The sequence below is a fragment of the Anaerostipes sp. PC18 genome (assembly GCF_039789045.1).
Lineage (GTDB): Bacteria > Bacillota > Clostridia > Lachnospirales > Lachnospiraceae > Anaerostipes > Anaerostipes hominis.
The window spans coordinates 3,376,732-3,394,642 of sequence record NZ_CP121164.1; the positions used below are offsets into that span (position 1 = coordinate 3,376,732).

Here is a 17,911-nt window from a genome sequence, read left to right on the forward strand (position 1 = left end):
CCAGTCACCTTAATATATAAATACCGTCTTTTGCCGATTGAAACAATATAAATTTGGACCTATAATATAAAAAAAACGACAAAAAGGAGGAATCTCTATGCCTTTGCAGGATTGTACAATCTATACTGACCAGGACAGGCGGGAAGTGCGGCCCCACGGAACCATCGAATTCCCGTGTGCCGGCTATGACTCTGTCTATTCTGTTGACAGCGTCAGCAGGATTCCTTGGCACTGGCATGAAGAACTGGAAGTCATCTATCTGTACTCCGGAACTTTAGAGATAAGGGTTCCCGGCAGATCCCTGCGCATGAATGCAGGAGACAGCCTGATGATCAATTCTAATATCCTTCATGAGGCTGAAACCTCCGGCACCTGCCGGCTTCATTCTCTTGTATTTCATCCGGATTTCATATGCGGCTCTGAAAGCTCTGTTTTCTATATAAAGTATATCCAGCCGCTCATCAGCTCCTGTGCCATAGACTGCCTGCAGTTTTCTCCTGTAAACGATACTGTGCCGGAATCCACACAGTGCATCTTAAAGGCTTTCGAGGCCTTTTCTGAAGGTTCACAGGGCCATGAATTTACAGTCAGGGAACAGCTCTCCCGCCTTTGTTTTCTTCTGTATCAAAGCCATGAATCTGTGATCTCAGAAACCACGGCGAGGCCGGACCAGGATTCCTGCCGCATCAAAACAATGATTCATATGATTGAGGAGCGATTTGCGGAACCATTAAAGCTATATGACATCGCAAAGTCCGCCAATATCGGTGAAAGGGAATGTTTACGGTGCTTTCGACGGACGCTGGGGATCCCGCCCATGCAGTATCTGATCCGCTACCGCCTGTTAAAAGGCGCCCTTATGCTCACCAAGACCAACCAAAGCATCTCGGAAATCTCCATGGGATGCGGTTTCGACAGCCCCAGCAACTTCTCCCGGATGTTTAAGAGGACTTACCAGTGCTCGCCCCGTGAATACCGGAACCGTAATAAAGAACAAAGTGGGCAAGCCCGCCGTCCTGTTATAATATAAAATGCAGGGAGGAAACCTGATTCAAAGGCTCCTTCCCTGCTGTTCATTTATAGCTGACCCTGAAGTTCCCGTTCTGTCAGTTCCTCCATGATCGTTTCATATTTTTTGTCCAGTTTGTACAGGACAAGTGTTATGATGACTACGACCCAGACAATGATCGGTCCCGTTTTATAAATGTTTATAATCATATCAATGGCCGACTGGGGCTGGGTGACTGCTCCTGCCGCAGAACTCAGATAGCCTGCCAGTGAGAGAAGTCCCGTCATGATGGCTGAGGCCAGGCCGGAACCAATCTTTGTTCCCACCGACCCGCCGGCAAATATCAGGCTCTCCTGGCGGATATGGTGCTTCCACTGTCCGAATTCCACCACATCGCCCAGCATGCCAAAGACAATAGCATTTAACGGCGATAATCCGATACCCCTGATGATACAGCACAAAAGCATCCATTGAAAACTATAGGGATTGGCAAAGAACACAAGCTGTCCGGCCAGCGCTAACACCGCCCCCGCAAGCGCCATATTCCTCTTGCCGAAGTGTTTCAGCAGGATAGGACATACGATACACGTGGATGCCACGATGGTCAGAGTTTCCGTCAGATACAGTGTACTGTACATCCATGTATCGTTGTGGAATATGTACTTGCAGTAATATGGCAGAATGGTCCCTGTCACACCGTAGATCACATTCTGCATCATCCAGAGGACCAATACGGCCCAAAAATACTGATTGGTCACTAAAAGCTTTAATGCCTTGAGCGCAGGTATCTTTTCCTGCTTCTCACGGGCTTCAATCTTTACGGTCTCCTGGCAGTTGGCAAAACAGATGATTAAAAGGACCATGGCGATCACAGCCCATATGCCCATGACGATCACCCATGAGGACTGGGTATCCCCGAACAGCTTTACTAACGGCATGGTGCAGGTTACTGCCAGAATACGCCCGAACGGTGACATTCCCATTCTCACGATACTGAGCATGCTCCGCTCCTCAGAACTTCTGGACATCATAGCAGATAGGCTTCCGTAGGGCAGATTGATGGCCGTATAACAGATGGTCGTACAAAAATTATACGTCACAAACATATACAGAAACTGCAGAAAGTTTGTCGTGTGGGGCACTGTGAATAACAGCACGGCTGAGACGGCATACGGTGCCGCCATCCACAGGATCCACGGCCTTGATTTCCCCCATTTGGAGTTGGTTCGTTCCACAATAAATCCCATGATAACGTCAGAGAATCCGTCAAATACTCTGGAGAGCAGCATGACCATTCCGACTGTTGCGGCAGAGACTCCCACGTAATCTGTGTAAAACAGCGTCAGCACCGTGCTGATCATCCCAAAAACCACATTGCACGCCGTATCTCCGCATCCATAAGAGAATCTTGTTTTCCATGATAATTTTTCTAATATCGTTCCTTGCTTCTTTTCCATTCTCACTCTACCCTTTCAGCAGTTCCCGTTCAATGCGTTCTCTTGCCTCCGGCGCCTGCTTCTCCATCTTTTCCGGGAATCCGAACATGGATACACATGCAATGTTGTCTCCTCCGGCTTTCGGTGCATCTTCCCTTAACTGGCTGTTTGCGAAGTCCATCTCTCTTAACGTCTCAAAGATACCGTCAAAGTCCACGTCTCCCTCTCCCATGGCTAAATGCTGGTGGATGGTCACATCCGCTTTTCCTCTTCCGTTTAACCACGGCGGGTTGGCGATATAGCGGCAGTCCATGGTCTGGTTGAACGTATCCGCAAACAGTACGTGGGTCAGTTCTTCCCCTGCGTACTGTAACATGGAGCGCACATCCCCTTTTCCCTCGTCATAGAAGAATCCATGTGGGGAAGAATACACATATCCAAGGTTCGGGGAGCGGAAGGATTTCACCAGATCACAAGTCTCATTGTTTAATTCGCAGAAGTCATACGGATGGGACTGGATCTCCACCCGGAGCCCTTCCCTCTCAATGATCGGCAGAAGTTCTTCCATAGAATGGAACCACATGCCGTTGCAGATCTCCTGCTGGTTGGGATCCCCGGAGAGTTCCGTGTTAATCACCGGCACACCCATGTCCACGGCAATCTCAATCATCCGCTTCCAGTTGGCTACTGCCATCTGTCTCTGCTCCTCTGTAGGTCCGGACCAGCGGTACACTACGATAAAGGAGGAGATCTCCACTCCGGTTTCCCGGAGTGCTTTCCTGTATTCTGCCTCACATTCCCTGGAGAACAGCGGGTGTTTATAGAATGGATTGATCCTTGGATGCGGAGACTGTTCGATGTATTTATAACCCCAGTCTGCCACCTGATGCACCATCCGGTTGATATCCATCTGCTTTGCCAGCACATCCACGTCAAATGCTATTTTCATCTCATCAGCTCCTTACTTATAATCTACCCACTGTGCGCCCTGATCTGCGGATTGTACACAGTTTTCTACCCAGCGCACGCCCTCTGCCCCTGCGTGTACATTGGGATACCAGAACTCCACGTTCTCTCCTCTGTCACATGCGTCCATGGCCTGCGCAAAGCGGCTGTATAAGTTACTCCATGCCTCAAACAAACCTTCCGGATGCCCTGCCCCAATACGGTCTTCCTCCAGGGCAGAAGATGCCAGATATCCCATGCCTCTTTCCAGAACACGTACAGGTTCATTCTGCACTTCATAGGTCAGTTGGTTCGGATGCTCATCCCACCACTCAATAGATGCCTTTTCACCGATGACACGAATCTTCTGCCCATGCATGGAACCGCAGTTTACACAGCATGACCAAACGTATCCCACGGCACCATTGTCATATTCCATGATGGTCATAGCGTTGTCCTCCAGAGGTTTTCTGGACTCGACGAAGGACTGTCTGCTGCACATCAGCCGTTTGATCTTCATATCCGGAAGCATGACTTCAGATAAGTACAGCGGATGGGTTCCCACATCACCCAGCACATAGGACGGTCCTGCAACCTTTGGATCTACCCGCCATTTTGTGGAGGCTGTATTTTTTTCGACTGCCACGTTGTGGAATCCATGGGAGAACTGCATATTGACAATACGAATCTTTCCCAGCTTTCCTTCGGCGATCAGCTGTCGTGCCTCCTCGATGACCTGATGTCCCGCATAACCGTAAGTAACACCTACGATTTTATTTTGTTTTGCGGCCAGTGCCTCTAATTCCTCCGCCTCTTCGGTTGTAAAACAGAGAGGTTTTTCACATACAACATGAAGCCCGGCAAGCAAGGCTGCCTTTGTGATCTCAAAGTGTGTTCCGTTGGGAGTTGCAATGGAGACCGCGTGGATCCCGTCCTGGCGCTTAGCTTCCTTTGCAAACATAGTCTTATAATCTGGGTAACATCTGTCCTCATCCACATGAAGCTGCTTACCAAACTCTCTGCCCCTCTCCGGGTCAATGTCAAAGGCACCTGCAACCAGGTCAAAATTAAAATCTCTCATTGCGGCAGACCGGTGGATATAGCCAATCTGGCTTCCCTTTCCTCCCCCTACCATAGCCCAGCGGATCGGTTTTTCAATTTTCTTTTCTCCGTAATACATAGTTTTGCTCCTTTTCAGAATTAGATTTCATATCCTACACTTTTTAAATATGTAACACTGGCCTTCACGTCCCGGAGGCTTGTGTCTGAATTTCTTGGATCACGTTCCTGTTCTATGGTGATATATCCGCTGTACTGGATATCCTCCAAGGTCTGCTTGATCTCAGGGTAGTCCAGTGCGCCTTTTCCTATGGGACACATGGCTCCTTTACCACAGCCCTCAAAAAAGCGGATATGTTCTCCCAGAACTTCCCGGTATACCTTTTCATCCACATCTTTAAAGTGGACATAATCCAGGCGGTCCGCATACTTTTTCAGCCATTCTGCCGGATCCATGCCGGAGTAATAAAGATGCCCTGTATCCAGGCAGAGACCTGCCAGCTCATAAGGAATGTCCCTTACCACCGCTTCGATCTCATCTGCAAACTCAATATAACCTCCGGCGTGAGGATGAATGACCGGCCGCACACCGTATTCTTTTGCTTTTTCACAGATTCCCCTGATGTGGCCCATCATCGCTGCCCATTTTTCTTCTGAAAGCCTCGGCGCTTTGTCAGGATGTCCGGCCGCATAATCCCTCTCATCATGACCCCAGTCCATGATGGTCATATAAGGCGCAGCAAAATGCTGGCCCTCATGTACCGGAAGCGGCGGAAGCTTTGTGACCAGAGAACAGATCTCTTCTGTCTGTCTCAATACGTTTTCATAGTTTTCTTCACTCAGCAGATCGTCGAAGATCGTCCCTGCCACAATGGCTAATCCATTCTTTTTTAACTCCTCAGAGACTGTCTCCACATCAATCGGAAGATATCCGTAAGGTCCAAGCTCAATGGCCCGGTAACCCGCCTGGCCTGCCTCCTTAAGTACCCTCTGCCATGGCGGCAGATAAGGGTTCTTTACATCATCCACGCCCCAGCAGCAAGGAGCTCCGCAGATATTCATACTCATGTTAAAACCTCCTGTTTTGTTTGTTCAGCATCGCTTTCTGTAATTATTATTTTAGAGAAAACAAAGGTCCTCCGCCTTTACTATTTTGTTCGCTGTGAGATCAAAAACAGGGGCATTTCAAAGAAATATATTAGAAATGAGAACAAGGACTCCACTATCTTGTATAAGACACAAACAAAGTACCCATAAATTACTCATATAATGATTTTTAAAAAGACATGAAAAACCATTGACTCTCACGTAACGTGATAATGTAAGATAGAATCAAAGATACACAACAGATTGGAGATGATGTCTTGAGAACCATAAAAGAAGTTGCAGTACTTTCAGGCGTCAGCGTGCGGACCTTACAGTATTATGATGAAATCGGTTTATTAAAACCCGCAAAGGTCACCGGCGCCGGTTATAGACTATACGATGATGAATCCATAAACACTCTACAGCAAATATTACTTTTTAAGGAGTTGGAATTTCCTCTGAAGGATATTAAAAGGATCATGGAAAATCCCAATTTTAATAAAAAAGAAGCTCTTAGCAGGCAAAAAACACTGCTAAAAGCAAAACGAGACAGGCTGAACAGACTGTTAGACCTGATTGGCAGACTGGAACAAGGAGAAACCTATATGAGTTTTAAAGAATTTGATTTAAGTGAATATATCCAGGCATTGGAGCAGTTTAAAAAAGAGAATACAGAGGAGATTATGAAATACTGGGGAAGTACCGAAGCCTTCGATGAATTTATAAAAAGAGCCAGGGATCATGAGTCCAGCATCGCTCAAACGGCGGTGGAGTATTACGGCAGTGTTGAAAAATACACGGATGCCATGAAAGAGAGCCTAAGCCATTTCTCTGAGAATATGGAGAAGATGCAGAAGATCAAAGAAAAAGGATATGTAGAAAAGAACAAACTCTTAATGGAGCAGCTGACAAGTGACGTTTCAAGGGATGTCAAATCTGAAGAAGTACAGAATATCATCGGCCAGATGTTAAACCTGCTGGATGAAGAAGACCAGCCTACAATGGATCTGGGCGAGAACTACTATGATAAGCTGATTGACGGATATCTCCACAATCCAAAGCTGATCGAGGCTATGGATCAACAGTACTGTAAAGGAGCTTCAAAGTTTATAGGGGAAGCATTACAATATTATCTCAGAGACTATGAAAAAAAGTCTGTAAATAAGATTCTTCTATGATAATGAAGGGCGAAAGTCTTGAAAAACAGGCTTTTCGCCCTTACTTTATATATAACAGTTACAAAAAAACATGTCAACAGCAGGCGGTAAATCCGCCCGTTTTAGGCCGTCTTTGAATTACTCTGGAAGTCGTCCCTCGTACATGATGCTTAACTCCCCATATACTTGTGCCCAGTTGCGCATCGTTACCGTCCATTTCTTTGTAGCCTCAAATGTCGCTAAATACAGCGCTTTCAACAGCGCCGTATCACTTGGGAATACGCTTCTCTGGCGGTTCAGCTTCCGATAGGTGGAATTCAGTGATTCTATGACATTGGTTGTGTATATCACCTTCCTGACGGTTGCTGAAAACTTGAAGATGGGAGAAACAGCATCCCAGTTGTCCTTCCAGCGTTTCATCGAATTCGGATATTTGGGTGTCCATTTCTCTGTCACACGTTCAAGGGCTGCAAGGGCCTTCTTTTCATCCGATGCCTGGTAGATCGTCTTTAAATCTGCTGCAAACGCCTTCCTGTCTTTATCTGGAACATATTTTAAGGTATTCCTCACCTGGTGGACAATGCATCTCTGATATTCTGTTTTGGGGAATGCAGCAGCAATGGCCTCCTTTATGCCTGTAAGACCATCCGCACAGATGATAAGGATGTCCTTTACGCCCCGGTTTTTCAGCTCATTCAAAACAGACAGCCAGTATTTTGAGCTTTCATTCTCTCCAACATGAATCGTAAGTACCTCTTTCTTCCCTTCCGCATTGATCCCAAGAATGACATAGGCGGCAAGTTTACGGATCATTCCATTGTCACGGACAGAATAGTGGATGGCATCAATATATAGGATTGGATAGACCTCATCCAGCGGCCGGTTTTGCCAGTCTTCGATCTGGGGCAGGATCTTGTCTGTGACATCAGAGATAAATCCTTCCGAGGTTTCAAAGCCATAGATCTCCTCCATGGTTTCTGATATCTGCCGGGTCGTCATCCCTTTTGCATACATGGAAATGATCTTTTGGTCAATATCAGAAATATCTTTCTGCCGTTTTTTCACCACTTGTGGTTCGAAAGTAGATTTCCGATCTTGTGGCACAGGGATCTGCATAGAACCATAACTGCTATTTACCTGTTTTGGTTTGTATCCATTCCGGTAATTCTCATTGTCGGAGCGTTCTGATTTTGCATATCCCAGATGATCATCCAGTTCCGCTTCCATCATTTCCTTGATGGTTCCGCCAAGGAGATCTTTCAGGGCATCTTGAATATCTTCCGCTGTTTGGATATGGTATTCCTCCAGGAGCTGATGGATGATGTTGCGTTTCCCTTCCGTCATTTGTACTTTGTGTACTGGTTTCTTTTCTCTTGCCATAATAAAAGGCCCTCCTATGATTTTTATTTTATCATAGAAGAACCTTCTAAGTTCTATTTTACAGAAAAAGTTTCACACACTCTTATCTCAAGAAAAAAACCCATGTAATTCTAATCTTAAAATTATTTAATTGCTATCTGTCCAACTACCTTTTTAGAATTAGAATCTATCAGAAGTATTCTGAAATTGTGCCCTTGTGTATCACCAATTTGAACGGTCAGATCTCCTTCCACAGTTTTCGTATCCTTTATAACAGACTCTGCCTGTTCTTGATCTTCTTTTGTTGCTTCCTTTACCGTGACCTTCTTAAAATCCAGCTTGATAAAATTCATAGGAGACTGTTTCCACAGATAAAATTTACAGTTTCTTATAATCCCTCCATCAACCTCAGGTGTCTGGTTGACCAGATACCTGGGCAGACAGGCTGCAATTAAAATCAGACACAGGCAGACTACCACGATTCCTGCTCTTTTCACTCTCATGACTGATCCCTCCTGCCCCTCAGCTTTTCCAGATACATGTTCCGGTACCGGATCGGCGTCATACCAACGGTCTTTGTAAACAGTGTGCTGAAGTAATTGGTGTTGTCGTATCCCACCATAGTGGCGATCTGGGTCGCCGTGAGATCGGTAGAGATCAGCATTGTCTGGGCAAGGCCGATCCGCCTGCGGATAATATAATTGATGGGAGTCATACCCGTGGCTTTTTTCAGGCCGTGGGAGACATAAGTGGCAGAGCAGTGCATGTCCTCAGCGATCTTGTCCAGATTTAATTCCTCCGTGAAGTGTTCATTCAAATAATCCAGAATTCTTGAGATAAACTCTTCCTCCCTCGTCTCCGCGGCCATAGCCTGCGGAAATGTATCCAGCTGGCTGGCAATGACCACCATGGAGGCGCAGAAAAGCTGCGATGCCAGCTGGCCTGCCGGATTCAGCTCTTCCATCATGTAGATCTGATCACACATCATCTTTAAAAACGGAAACAGGGATCCTGCATGGCGGATATAGGGCCCTCCCTCCGGCACCATCTGGTTTTTCTTAAGTTCCTTTAAGTGAAGGTTTGTAATACCGATACAATAATGGCCGATGTTGGTCTTCTCAGCCGTTGCGATCTCATGAAGGTCTCCCTGGTTATAATAAGCCATACAGCCTTCTTCTATGGGATAAATACTGGTGCCTACCTGATAGGTTCCGGTCCCCTTATATACAAGCAAAAGTTCACAGATAGATTCATGGCTGTGCAGCGGACGGCTTATTTTCTCCGGGGTGCTCTCCTGTCTGGATATGTATACCATGGCTGGCAGCTTTCCGTCCTCAAAAACTTCTTTTAAATTCTGGTTAATATCAAATCGAATCAAAGTTTCACCCCTTCTCCGTGACCACAAGGTCCATTGGCACATCATAGCTGTCTGTAGGAATCTCCTCCCACAGAAGCTCTTTTCTGCATAAAACCACCTTCAAAAATTCTGTATCGCTTAGATACCGGTCATAATACCCGGCTCCATGTCCGAGACGTTTTCCACAGAAGTCTGCGCTGATACAAGGAATAATCCCCAGGTCAATCTCTCGTTTCTCCACAATGGGAGTATTTCTTTTTGGCTCCATGAGTCCGTAGATGCCGTGTTCTAACTGGTCCATACAGGTGATCTGCCTTACTTCCATGATTCCGGGAGCTGTGCACAAGGGCACTCCCACCCGTTTTCCCTGTCGGAAGCATTCTGTTAAAATCAATTCTGTGGATACTTCCTTTCCCACGGATATGTAGCAGAAAACAGTCTCCGCCCTCTTAAATTCCGGCAGCATAAGGATCTGTTTCTGAATCTCTTCTTCCGAATCCCGAAGATATCTTGTGGATAACTTCTCTGTTTTTTGTTTGATCTGTTGACGGATGTACTGTTTTTCTTTCATATCCTCCACACCTCTGTCTGACCTTTCTTTACCAAAAAGGATAGCATATGAAAACAAAGTGGACAAGCCCATCATCTTTCCATCCAGCCATACAGACCGGTACTAAAACATATTTGAGATCACCTCACCTGCGATCTCACAGATTAAATCCGCTTCCTCTCTCATCTGTATAAATGGCTCAGTGATACAGGAAATCGCAACAGTAAGCTTTACTTTGTTCTTCATTGTATCCTCTAAAAGTCCGGTAGACATTAACCTTTCAGACAGGGTGTTCGTTACGATCAATGGAAGCGGCAGTTTATGTTCGTCTTCATGCAGATATGGAAAAGTTTTTTCCAGACGTCCAAAATCAAAATCCTCCAAGAACTTTTTCACAAACATCTTTGGGTTTGTAAAGAACTCCATATAATAATCCAGGTTTCCAAGAGTTCCTTCTATGTGCTCCAGGATCACTTCTTCATATAAGTCATAGATATCTGAATAATGCAAATAAAACGTTCCCTTATTGATCACAGCCTCCCTGGCCAGTTCCGTCACTGTGATCTTGCGGATGGGCTTTTTTCTCAGAAGCTTCTTTAAGACCCCTTTTAAATTTGCCTTTGTTTTTACAACTCTTAAATCTTCCCGTTTTTTCATGGTTTCAGAATCCCTCCTAAAAGTTCTGTATTCCTATCTGTGAAAGGTAATGAACACATCGTACGATGCCGTAGATTAATCAACGATATTTAAGAACCGTTGATTGAATAATAGACGATTGTTGATTATTATATTAATTTGTATAGAGAAAAAAGTAAAGGAGAAATGTTATATGATTCAAACATTAGGAAAAAGTATAAGGCAATATAGAAAAGAATCTATTAAAACACCGGTTTTTGTGACCTTGGAAGTTATCATGGAATGTATCCTTCCTCTGGTTATGGCAGAACTGATTGACGAAATGACTGCAACTTCCATGAACCCGGTCATAAAATACGGAGTTGCTTTATTTATCATGGCGATGATGTCGCTTGTTTTTGGTATCCTGTCCGGAAAATATGCGGCAACAGCGTCCTGCGGATTTGCAAAAAATCTGCGAAGGGATATTTATTTTAAAATACAGGATTTTAGCTTTGCTGATATCGATAAGTTCTCATCGTCCTCCCTGGTGACCAGGCTTACAACCGATGTCACCAATGTACAAAACGCTTACCAGATGATCATCCGTATTGCGGTGAGGACTCCGCTGATGATGATTTTTTCAGTAATCATGAGCATGGCGATCAATGTAAAAATGTCTCTCATCTTCCTGGCCATGATCCCAGTCATTGGTCTGGCCCTTCTCGGAATCGCTTGGTTTTCCTTTCCGGTTTTTCAACGAATTTTTCGCAAATACGATGCATTAAATAATTCAGTCCAGGAAAACGTCTCCGGTATTAGAGTTGTAAAATCCTTTGTCCGGGAAGACTATGAGAAAGCAAAATTCCAAAAAGCGTCGGAGGATGTCTGCAATGATTTTACAAAGGCGGAGAAACTGCTCGCCCTGAATAACCCGATCATGATGTTTGGGATTTACCTTGCCATCTTCCTGGTTAGCCTGATCGGCGCCCGGATGATTATTAGTACACAGGGAAGTGTATTAACTACGGGCCAGCTTTCTTCTCTTATCAACTATGGCGTTCAGATCCTGTCCTCCCTCATGATGCTGTCTATGGTGTTTGTCTTATGTTCCATGGCCGCAGAATCTGCCAATCGTATCTGTGAGGTGCTCACCCACGAAAGCAGCCTGGTATCTCCTGAAAATGGTATTACAGAAGTGAAAGACGGCAGTATCCGGTTTGACCATGTGTCGTTTAAATATAACAAACACGGCAAAAAGGCAGCTCTATCTGAGATTGACCTTATGATACCGTCTGGCGCTACTATAGGGATCATGGGCGGAACAGGCGCTTCCAAAACAAGTCTGATCCAGCTCATTTCAAGACTTTACGATGCCACAGAGGGAACCGTGTATGTCGGCGGAAAAGATGTACGCGAATATGATCTCGAAGCGTTGAGAAATGAAGTGGCAGTTGTACTGCAGAAGAACATTTTATTCTCCGGAACCATTAAGGAGAATCTTCGATGGGGTGATTCGAATGCAAGTGACGAGGAACTCAGACACGTATGCAGGCTTGCCCAGGCAGATGAATTTATCAGCCAGTTCCCGGACCAGTATGACACCTACATAGAACAGGGCGGAACCAACGTTTCCGGCGGGCAGAAGCAACGTCTCTGTATTGCCAGGGCACTGTTAAAAAAACCGAAAATCCTGATCATGGATGACTCTACTTCAGCGGTAGACACCAAGACCGATGCCCTGATCCGGCAGGCCATGAGAACAGAAATCCCTGATACCACAAAGATCATAATCGCACAGCGTGTTTCTTCCATAGAAGACGCTGACTTAATTCTTATTATGGAGGGCGGCCGGATCAAAGAATCTGGAAGCCATCAGGAGCTCATGAAACAGAAAGGTGAATACTATGATGTCTATGTTTCACAGAACAGCGGAAAGGAGGAGTAATAGATGGACGAAAAAAAGAAGATTCATAGTTTTAGAAGGCTGATAGCCTATATTTTTCATTATTATCCGGTTCAGTTAACCGTTGTAATGATTTGTATCGTAATCAGTTCCTGCGCTTCAGTGGTATCTACATTTTTTCTTCAGAGACTGATTGATGATTGTATCACCCCGGGAATCACTGGAGGTTTGTCCAGCGTGTGGGTTACCTTCACCTCTATCCTCTGTGTTATGGCTGCATTTTATGTGGCGGGCATTGTCTGTGCATTTCTGTATACCAGAATCATGGCCGTTGTGACACAGGGTACCCTGCGGAATCTGCGCGATGATATGTTTAAGCATATGCAGAAGCTGCCTATCCAGTATTTTGATACCAATGCCCATGGGGATATTATGAGTACCTATACCAATGATACGGATGCGATCCGCCAGCTGATCGGACAAAGCCTTCCGGCCCTGATACAGTCTATGCTGACCGTAGCCGTTATGTTTGTCATGATGCTTTACTACAGTCTGTGGCTGACGATTACTGTTCTGGTCATTCTAGGAATCATGATTGCTGTAACCAAACAGCTGGGAGGCGCCAGCTCCAGATACATGATGCTTCAGCAGAAATCCCTGGCCAAAGAGGAAGGCTTTGTAGAAGAGATGATGAACGGGCAAAAGGTAGTAAAAGTCTTTTGTCACGAAGAAGAAAGCAAGGAAACTTTTACTGCGCTGAATGAGCAGTTATTTATCAACGGGGAAAAGGCAAACCAGTACGGCAATATCTTAATGCCGATCCTAAATAATATTGGAAATATCATGTATGTGCTGTTGGCTGTAGTTGGCGGACTGCTGGTTTACTTCCATGCCTCTAATTTCTGCCTGACAGGCATAAGTCCGATCACGGTCGGTATTATTGTTTCATTTTTAAGTATGGCAAGGCAGCTGTCACAAACTATCGGGCAGGCCTCTATGCAGATTTCTATGATCGCTATGGGAGTTGCCGGAGCCGGAAGAATCTTTCAGCTTTTAGATGAAGAAATTGAAGAAGATCACGGATATGTCACTCTTGTTCATGTGACAAAAAATGAAAACGGAGAACTAAAGGAATCTTCTGTCCCTACAGGAATGTGGGCATGGAAACATCCCCACAGAGAACAGGGCACCCTGACCTACACAGAATTAACAGGGGATATCCGGATGGAAGGAGTAGATTTTTCCTATGTACCTGAGAAGCTGGTCCTTCATGACATCTCATTGTTTGCAAAACCAGGACAGAAGATTGCTTTTGTCGGAGCCACCGGGGCGGGTAAGACTACGATCACAAACCTCATCAACCGCTTCTATGATATTCCTGACGGAAAGATCCGTTATGACGGAATCAACATTAATAAAATCTGCAAACCGGATCTGAGAAGGTCCCTTGGTGTAGTGCTTCAGGATGTGAACCTTTTCACCGGAACGGTGATGGAGAATATTCGTTATGGAAAGCTGGACGCCACAGATGAAGAGTGTATTGCTGCTTCAAAACTGGCCAATGCAGATGATTTTATCACAAGGCTTCCGGACGGGTATGATACTGTCCTCACGGGAAATGGCTCAAGCCTTTCACAGGGACAGCGGCAGCTGATCTCCATCGCAAGAGCCGCTGTCGCTGATCCTCCGGCAATGATCTTGGATGAAGCTACCTCTTCCATTGATACTAGAACAGAGGCTTTGGTGCAGAAAGGAATGGATAATCTGATGAAGGGCCGGACCGTATTTGTCATTGCACACCGTCTGTCCACCGTAAAAAACAGTGATGCTATCATGGTCCTGGATCATGGACGTATCATTGAACGCGGAGACCATGATGAACTCATTGCACAAAAGGGAGTATATTATCAGTTGTATACCGGTGCTTTTGAACTGGAGTAGATCATTCCTTATCCTCTTGTTTTAAGGGTATCCTCATATTATAATAAAATTGAATATTTGCTTTGGCTTTGCCCATAATCTTTATGAAAGGATGTGTTTCCATGCCCTTAGTAAAAGAAAAACTTTATACAATAGAAGATATTTATGGTCTTCCTGACGGTACGAGAGCAGAACTAATCAACGGGCATATTTACTATATGTCTCCGCCTTCAAGAAATCATCAGAAAATTGTAAGTAAACTCAATCAGAAAATTGCAAATTATATAGACAGCCACGATGGTTCCTGTGAAGTATATCCTGCTCCATTTGCCGTTTTTTTAGAAAATGATCATATAAATTATGTGGAGCCTGATTTATCCGTTATCTGTGATAAAGACAAACTGGATGATAAAGGCTGCCATGGGGCTCCGGATTGGATCATCGAAGTTGTCTCCTTAAGCAGCAGACGGATGGATTACAGTATTAAGCTTTTCAAATACCGCACTGCCGGTGTACGGGAATACTGGATTATTGATGTTGAGAAAAACAGAATCACGGTCCATGATCTCTTCCATGAAGATATCCATGAATATACGTTAAATGAATCCGTGCCTGTCGGAATATATGAGGATCTGCTCATAGATTTTCACCAGTTTAATCTATAAAAATCTAATAGAAAAACACATTGGATTTCCGTACAAAACATCCAATGTGTTTTTCTTTTTTACAGTTCTCTCGTTATCTCACTTAAATCCTTCACAATGAGATCTGGTTTTATATCTCCATTCTCCACATCTTTCAGGGTACTCTCACCGCTTAACACAAGAATGGATGTCACTTGGCTTTGATCGGCCACGGCTATGTCTGTATACAGCCGGTCGCCTACAATGGCGATTTCATCCGGGCGGTATCCAGTCTCCTGAATCATATAATTTAATGTATGTTTTGAAGGTTTTCCGAAGAACTCCGGGTATCGTCCGGTGGAAGCCTCCACAAGCCTTGCCATGGAACCGCAGTCCGGGATAAACGTGCCTCCCTCCATGGGACAGTTTAAATCGGGATTGATTCCATAATAGATGCAGCCGTTCCGGATAAAATGACAGGCCCTGGACAGCTTTTCATAGGTCAGAGTCGTGTCGAATCCTAGAACAACAATATCCGGATCTTCTTCCACAAGAGGTATCCCAAAGCTTCTGAATTCGTTCAGCAGAGACGGTGTCCCCACAACATAAACACTTTTTCCAGAATACTTCTCCAAAAGAAACCGTATCATCACATGGCTGGAAATCATCATCTGCTCTTTGGAGATAGCAATGCCCATATTGGAAAGCTTTTCAATATAGGCCTGCTGGCTCTTGGAAGAGTTATTTGTGAAGAAGTAAAATTTTCTGCCTGTCTCCTCCACTCTGGAAAGAAAGTCCTTCGTAAACGGAAACAGTTCATTTCCAAGATAAATCGTTCCGTCCATATCCAGGACAAAAGCTTTGATATTTTCTAACATAGCCCCTCACTTTCCGGCGTTTCCGTAGTAGGCATTGGGGCCGTGTTTCCGGAAAAAATGCTTATCCTGGATGGTCTTGGGCGCCTCACCCACTTCTGTCTTCAGCTGCTCTGTCCTGGCAGCCATTTTTGCCACCTCTTCCATCACGACAGCATTGTGTACTGCCTCCTCTGCATCCTTTCCCCAGGCAAACGGTCCGTGGTTTGTACAGAGAACTCCCGGAACATAGGCTGGATTCATTCCCTGAAATGTCTCGACAATGACTAGCCCTGTATTTTTCTCATATTCCGTTTCAATCTCTTCCGGTCTCAGACTTCTGGCACACGGGATCTCCCCATAAAAATAATCTGCATGTGTGGTTCCGTAACATGGGATTGGCCTTCCTGCCTGCGCCCAGGAGGCTGCCCAAGCAGAGTGGGTGTGGACAATGCCTCCCACCTGCGGAAATGCTTTATAGAGTTCCAGATGGGTCGGTGTGTCGGAGGAAGGCTTATAATCTCCCTCCACACACTCTCCGTTTAAATTCATAAGAACCATATCAGATGGTTCCAGGTCTTCATAGGCAATGCCGCTTGGCTTGATGGCAAACAGCCCTTTTTCACGGTCGATGCCACTTACGTTTCCCCAAGTATAGGTAACCAGTCCCTTTGCGGGAAGCTCCATATTTGCCTCATAAACCTGATGTTTTAATTTTTCCAGCATATCCTTTCACCCTCCCTAATTCTTGATCACTTCTTCATAAAAACTATAGAACTTGAGAAGCCTCATAAAGGTAATCCTGGCTCTCACATAAGGAGACAGCCTTGCGGTCTTTTCCTGAAAACTCTCGTCAAAACCAAGATCCTCAAGGGATCTGACCCCGTCCACCTTTGCGAGCATCTCCGTAAGAGCCTCGGCAGAAGGAATCTCGTCAATGACAGCTGCGATCTCATTCTTTTTATCCAAAAGCTTTTGGGAATCAACCTTTTCCAGAAGATTCGGTGTATTTTCCTCCATAATGGACTCGTACATACCGAGCTTTGTAAAATTCACTCTGATCAGTTCTTCTTCCACCGGCATGGATTCTTTTACCGTAAATGCCCCGCTGCGCATTTTCTGGGCTGCCTTGTGATAGATCTTAGAAGCGAGGATCAGACCCACGCCCACTTTTTCTCCGTGGTAAAAATCAATGTAATCATTCAGCACTTCCATCTCCCACAGATGGGACATATGATGCTCCGCCCCTGAGGCCGGCCGGGAGTTTCCTGTCATCTGCATAGCCAGTCCTGAGAGCAGAAGCCCATACATAAGCTCCTCATAGGCTCCGGCATCTCCCCTGGCCAGCCCGGAAAGACTGTTTGTCAGCGCATCCAGCGCCTTGTACTCCATCTCACATATTTCTTCACAAATGTATTCCCCGGTCAGGATATGTGTGATCTTCCAGTCTGCCAGAGCCGTATATTTTCCAAGCAGATCTGCAACCCCGGAAGCTGTCAGACGCATCGGCGCCTTGCTGAAGATATCAGTGTCCGCGATCACCACAACCGGTGACACGGCAGTAAAGCTTTTTTTAAATCCATGCCATGTCATAGCTGCCACCGTGGACACATAGCCGTCCACACTGGCCGCTGTAGGTACAGAGAAGAACGGGATCTTTCTCTCATAGGCATGATATCTTGTGATATCGTGGATCGTTCCTGATCCGACGGCGATCATCAGATCCACGTCTCCGATCTGGTCAAGCTGGTTTTTGGCTGCCTCCACGCCGTGTTCATTGGCGTGAAGGTTGGCTGGGTCAAGAACTGCCTTTTTCAGACCCGGCACAAGGCGTTCCACCGTCTTTCCCGCTGCCTCATAAGTATTTTCATCACAGATCATGACAATATTCTGGAACTTCTTATATGCGTCCCTTGAAAGGATTTCCGGGAGCTTTGAGACTGCCCCGCTTTCTATGATTATATCGTCCACGACGATCTCATGTTTTCTGCCGCAGCTGCACGGTTTCAAAAATTCTTTTACATCCACTTTCATA

Annotated in this window: 17 protein-coding genes; 5 read left to right on the forward strand and 12 right to left on the reverse strand. The window is 45.4% G+C overall.

Features of this window, described 5'->3' with window-relative positions:
* The first annotated feature begins 97 nt into the window (after positions 1 to 97).
* Positions 98 to 1,030, forward strand: a complete 933-nt coding sequence (locus tag P8F77_RS18070) for an AraC family transcriptional regulator (RefSeq protein WP_287520065.1) — start codon at positions 98 to 100, stop codon at positions 1,028 to 1,030.
* 47 nt (positions 1,031 to 1,077) lie between these two features.
* Here P8F77_RS18070 and P8F77_RS18075 read toward each other — a convergent pair whose 3' ends face one another.
* The 4 genes from P8F77_RS18075 to P8F77_RS18090 are packed head-to-tail and all read right to left on the reverse strand — an operon-like array spanning position 1,078 to position 5,517.
* Positions 1,078 to 2,466 (reverse strand): MFS transporter, encoded by a 1,389-nt coding sequence (locus tag P8F77_RS18075; RefSeq protein ID WP_137330115.1) that lies wholly within the window; start codon positions 2,464 to 2,466, stop codon positions 1,078 to 1,080.
* A 7-nt stretch (positions 2,467 to 2,473) separates the two neighbouring features.
* Complete coding sequence (locus tag P8F77_RS18080; protein ID WP_024729094.1) at positions 2,474 to 3,394, reverse strand: sugar phosphate isomerase/epimerase; 921 nt, start codon at positions 3,392 to 3,394, stop codon at positions 2,474 to 2,476.
* A gap of 12 nt (positions 3,395 to 3,406) precedes the next feature.
* Positions 3,407 to 4,570, reverse strand: a complete 1,164-nt coding sequence (locus P8F77_RS18085) for a Gfo/Idh/MocA family oxidoreductase (RefSeq protein ID WP_287520062.1) — start codon at positions 4,568 to 4,570, stop codon at positions 3,407 to 3,409.
* A gap of 20 nt (positions 4,571 to 4,590) precedes the next feature.
* Positions 4,591 to 5,517, reverse strand: a complete 927-nt coding sequence (locus P8F77_RS18090; protein WP_024729092.1) for a TIM barrel protein — start codon at positions 5,515 to 5,517, stop codon at positions 4,591 to 4,593.
* Positions 5,518 to 5,813: 296 nt separating this feature from the next.
* Between P8F77_RS18090 and P8F77_RS18095 the strand changes: the two genes are divergently transcribed.
* Positions 5,814 to 6,713, forward strand: coding sequence for a MerR family transcriptional regulator (locus P8F77_RS18095; RefSeq protein ID WP_287520059.1), 900 nt, complete (start codon positions 5,814 to 5,816; stop codon positions 6,711 to 6,713).
* A 117-nt stretch (positions 6,714 to 6,830) separates the two neighbouring features.
* Here P8F77_RS18095 and P8F77_RS18100 read toward each other — a convergent pair whose 3' ends face one another.
* The 5 genes from P8F77_RS18100 to P8F77_RS18120 form a co-directional block, all read right to left on the reverse strand.
* A complete protein-coding gene (locus P8F77_RS18100; protein WP_302582943.1) occupies positions 6,831 to 8,072 on the reverse strand; it encodes an IS256 family transposase in 1,242 nt (413 codons plus the stop codon).
* A gap of 122 nt (positions 8,073 to 8,194) precedes the next feature.
* Entirely contained in the window at positions 8,195 to 8,554 is a 360-nt protein-coding gene (locus P8F77_RS18105) for a hypothetical protein (RefSeq protein ID WP_287519408.1), read from the reverse strand.
* The gene (locus P8F77_RS18110; RefSeq protein WP_095142943.1) at positions 8,551 to 9,429 is read right to left on the reverse strand and encodes an AraC family transcriptional regulator; all 879 of its coding nucleotides are present in this window, start codon (positions 9,427 to 9,429) and stop codon (positions 8,551 to 8,553) included. Before P8F77_RS18110 ends, P8F77_RS18105 begins: the two co-directional genes overlap by 4 nt.
* Positions 9,430 to 9,433: 4 nt before the next feature.
* Entirely contained in the window at positions 9,434 to 9,979 is a 546-nt protein-coding gene (locus P8F77_RS18115; protein WP_034550594.1) for a 5-formyltetrahydrofolate cyclo-ligase, read from the reverse strand.
* 102 nt (positions 9,980 to 10,081) lie between these two features.
* Positions 10,082 to 10,615 carry a TetR/AcrR family transcriptional regulator gene (locus tag P8F77_RS18120; protein ID WP_024729088.1) on the reverse strand — a complete coding sequence of 178 codons (534 nt, stop codon included), beginning with the start codon at positions 10,613 to 10,615 and terminating at the stop codon, positions 10,082 to 10,084.
* A gap of 172 nt (positions 10,616 to 10,787) precedes the next feature.
* Between P8F77_RS18120 and P8F77_RS18125 the strand changes: the two genes are divergently transcribed.
* From P8F77_RS18125 to P8F77_RS18135, 3 genes are all read left to right on the forward strand, one after another.
* Entirely contained in the window at positions 10,788 to 12,521 is a 1,734-nt protein-coding gene (locus tag P8F77_RS18125) for an ABC transporter ATP-binding protein (RefSeq protein ID WP_287519406.1), read from the forward strand.
* Positions 12,522 to 12,524: 3 nt separating this feature from the next.
* On the forward strand, positions 12,525 to 14,420 hold the full coding sequence (locus tag P8F77_RS18130; RefSeq protein WP_287519404.1) for an ABC transporter ATP-binding protein: 1,896 nt from the start codon (positions 12,525 to 12,527) through the stop codon (positions 14,418 to 14,420).
* A 101-nt stretch (positions 14,421 to 14,521) separates the two neighbouring features.
* Complete coding sequence (locus tag P8F77_RS18135) at positions 14,522 to 15,064, forward strand: Uma2 family endonuclease (RefSeq protein WP_287519402.1); 543 nt, start codon at positions 14,522 to 14,524, stop codon at positions 15,062 to 15,064.
* Between the two features lie 59 nt (positions 15,065 to 15,123).
* Here the strand turns inward: P8F77_RS18135 and P8F77_RS18140 are convergent, their stop codons facing one another.
* The 3 genes from P8F77_RS18140 to P8F77_RS18150 are packed head-to-tail and all read right to left on the reverse strand — an operon-like array spanning position 15,124 to position 17,910.
* Entirely contained in the window at positions 15,124 to 15,900 is a 777-nt protein-coding gene (locus tag P8F77_RS18140) for an HAD-IIA family hydrolase (protein WP_287519400.1), read from the reverse strand.
* A 6-nt stretch (positions 15,901 to 15,906) separates the two neighbouring features.
* The gene (locus P8F77_RS18145) at positions 15,907 to 16,602 is read right to left on the reverse strand and encodes an L-ribulose-5-phosphate 4-epimerase (protein WP_287519398.1); all 696 of its coding nucleotides are present in this window, start codon (positions 16,600 to 16,602) and stop codon (positions 15,907 to 15,909) included.
* Between the two features lie 15 nt (positions 16,603 to 16,617).
* On the reverse strand, positions 16,618 to 17,910 hold the full coding sequence (locus tag P8F77_RS18150) for a sn-glycerol-1-phosphate dehydrogenase (protein WP_287519396.1): 1,293 nt from the start codon (positions 17,908 to 17,910) through the stop codon (positions 16,618 to 16,620).
* Position 17,911: the final 1 nt, after the last annotated feature.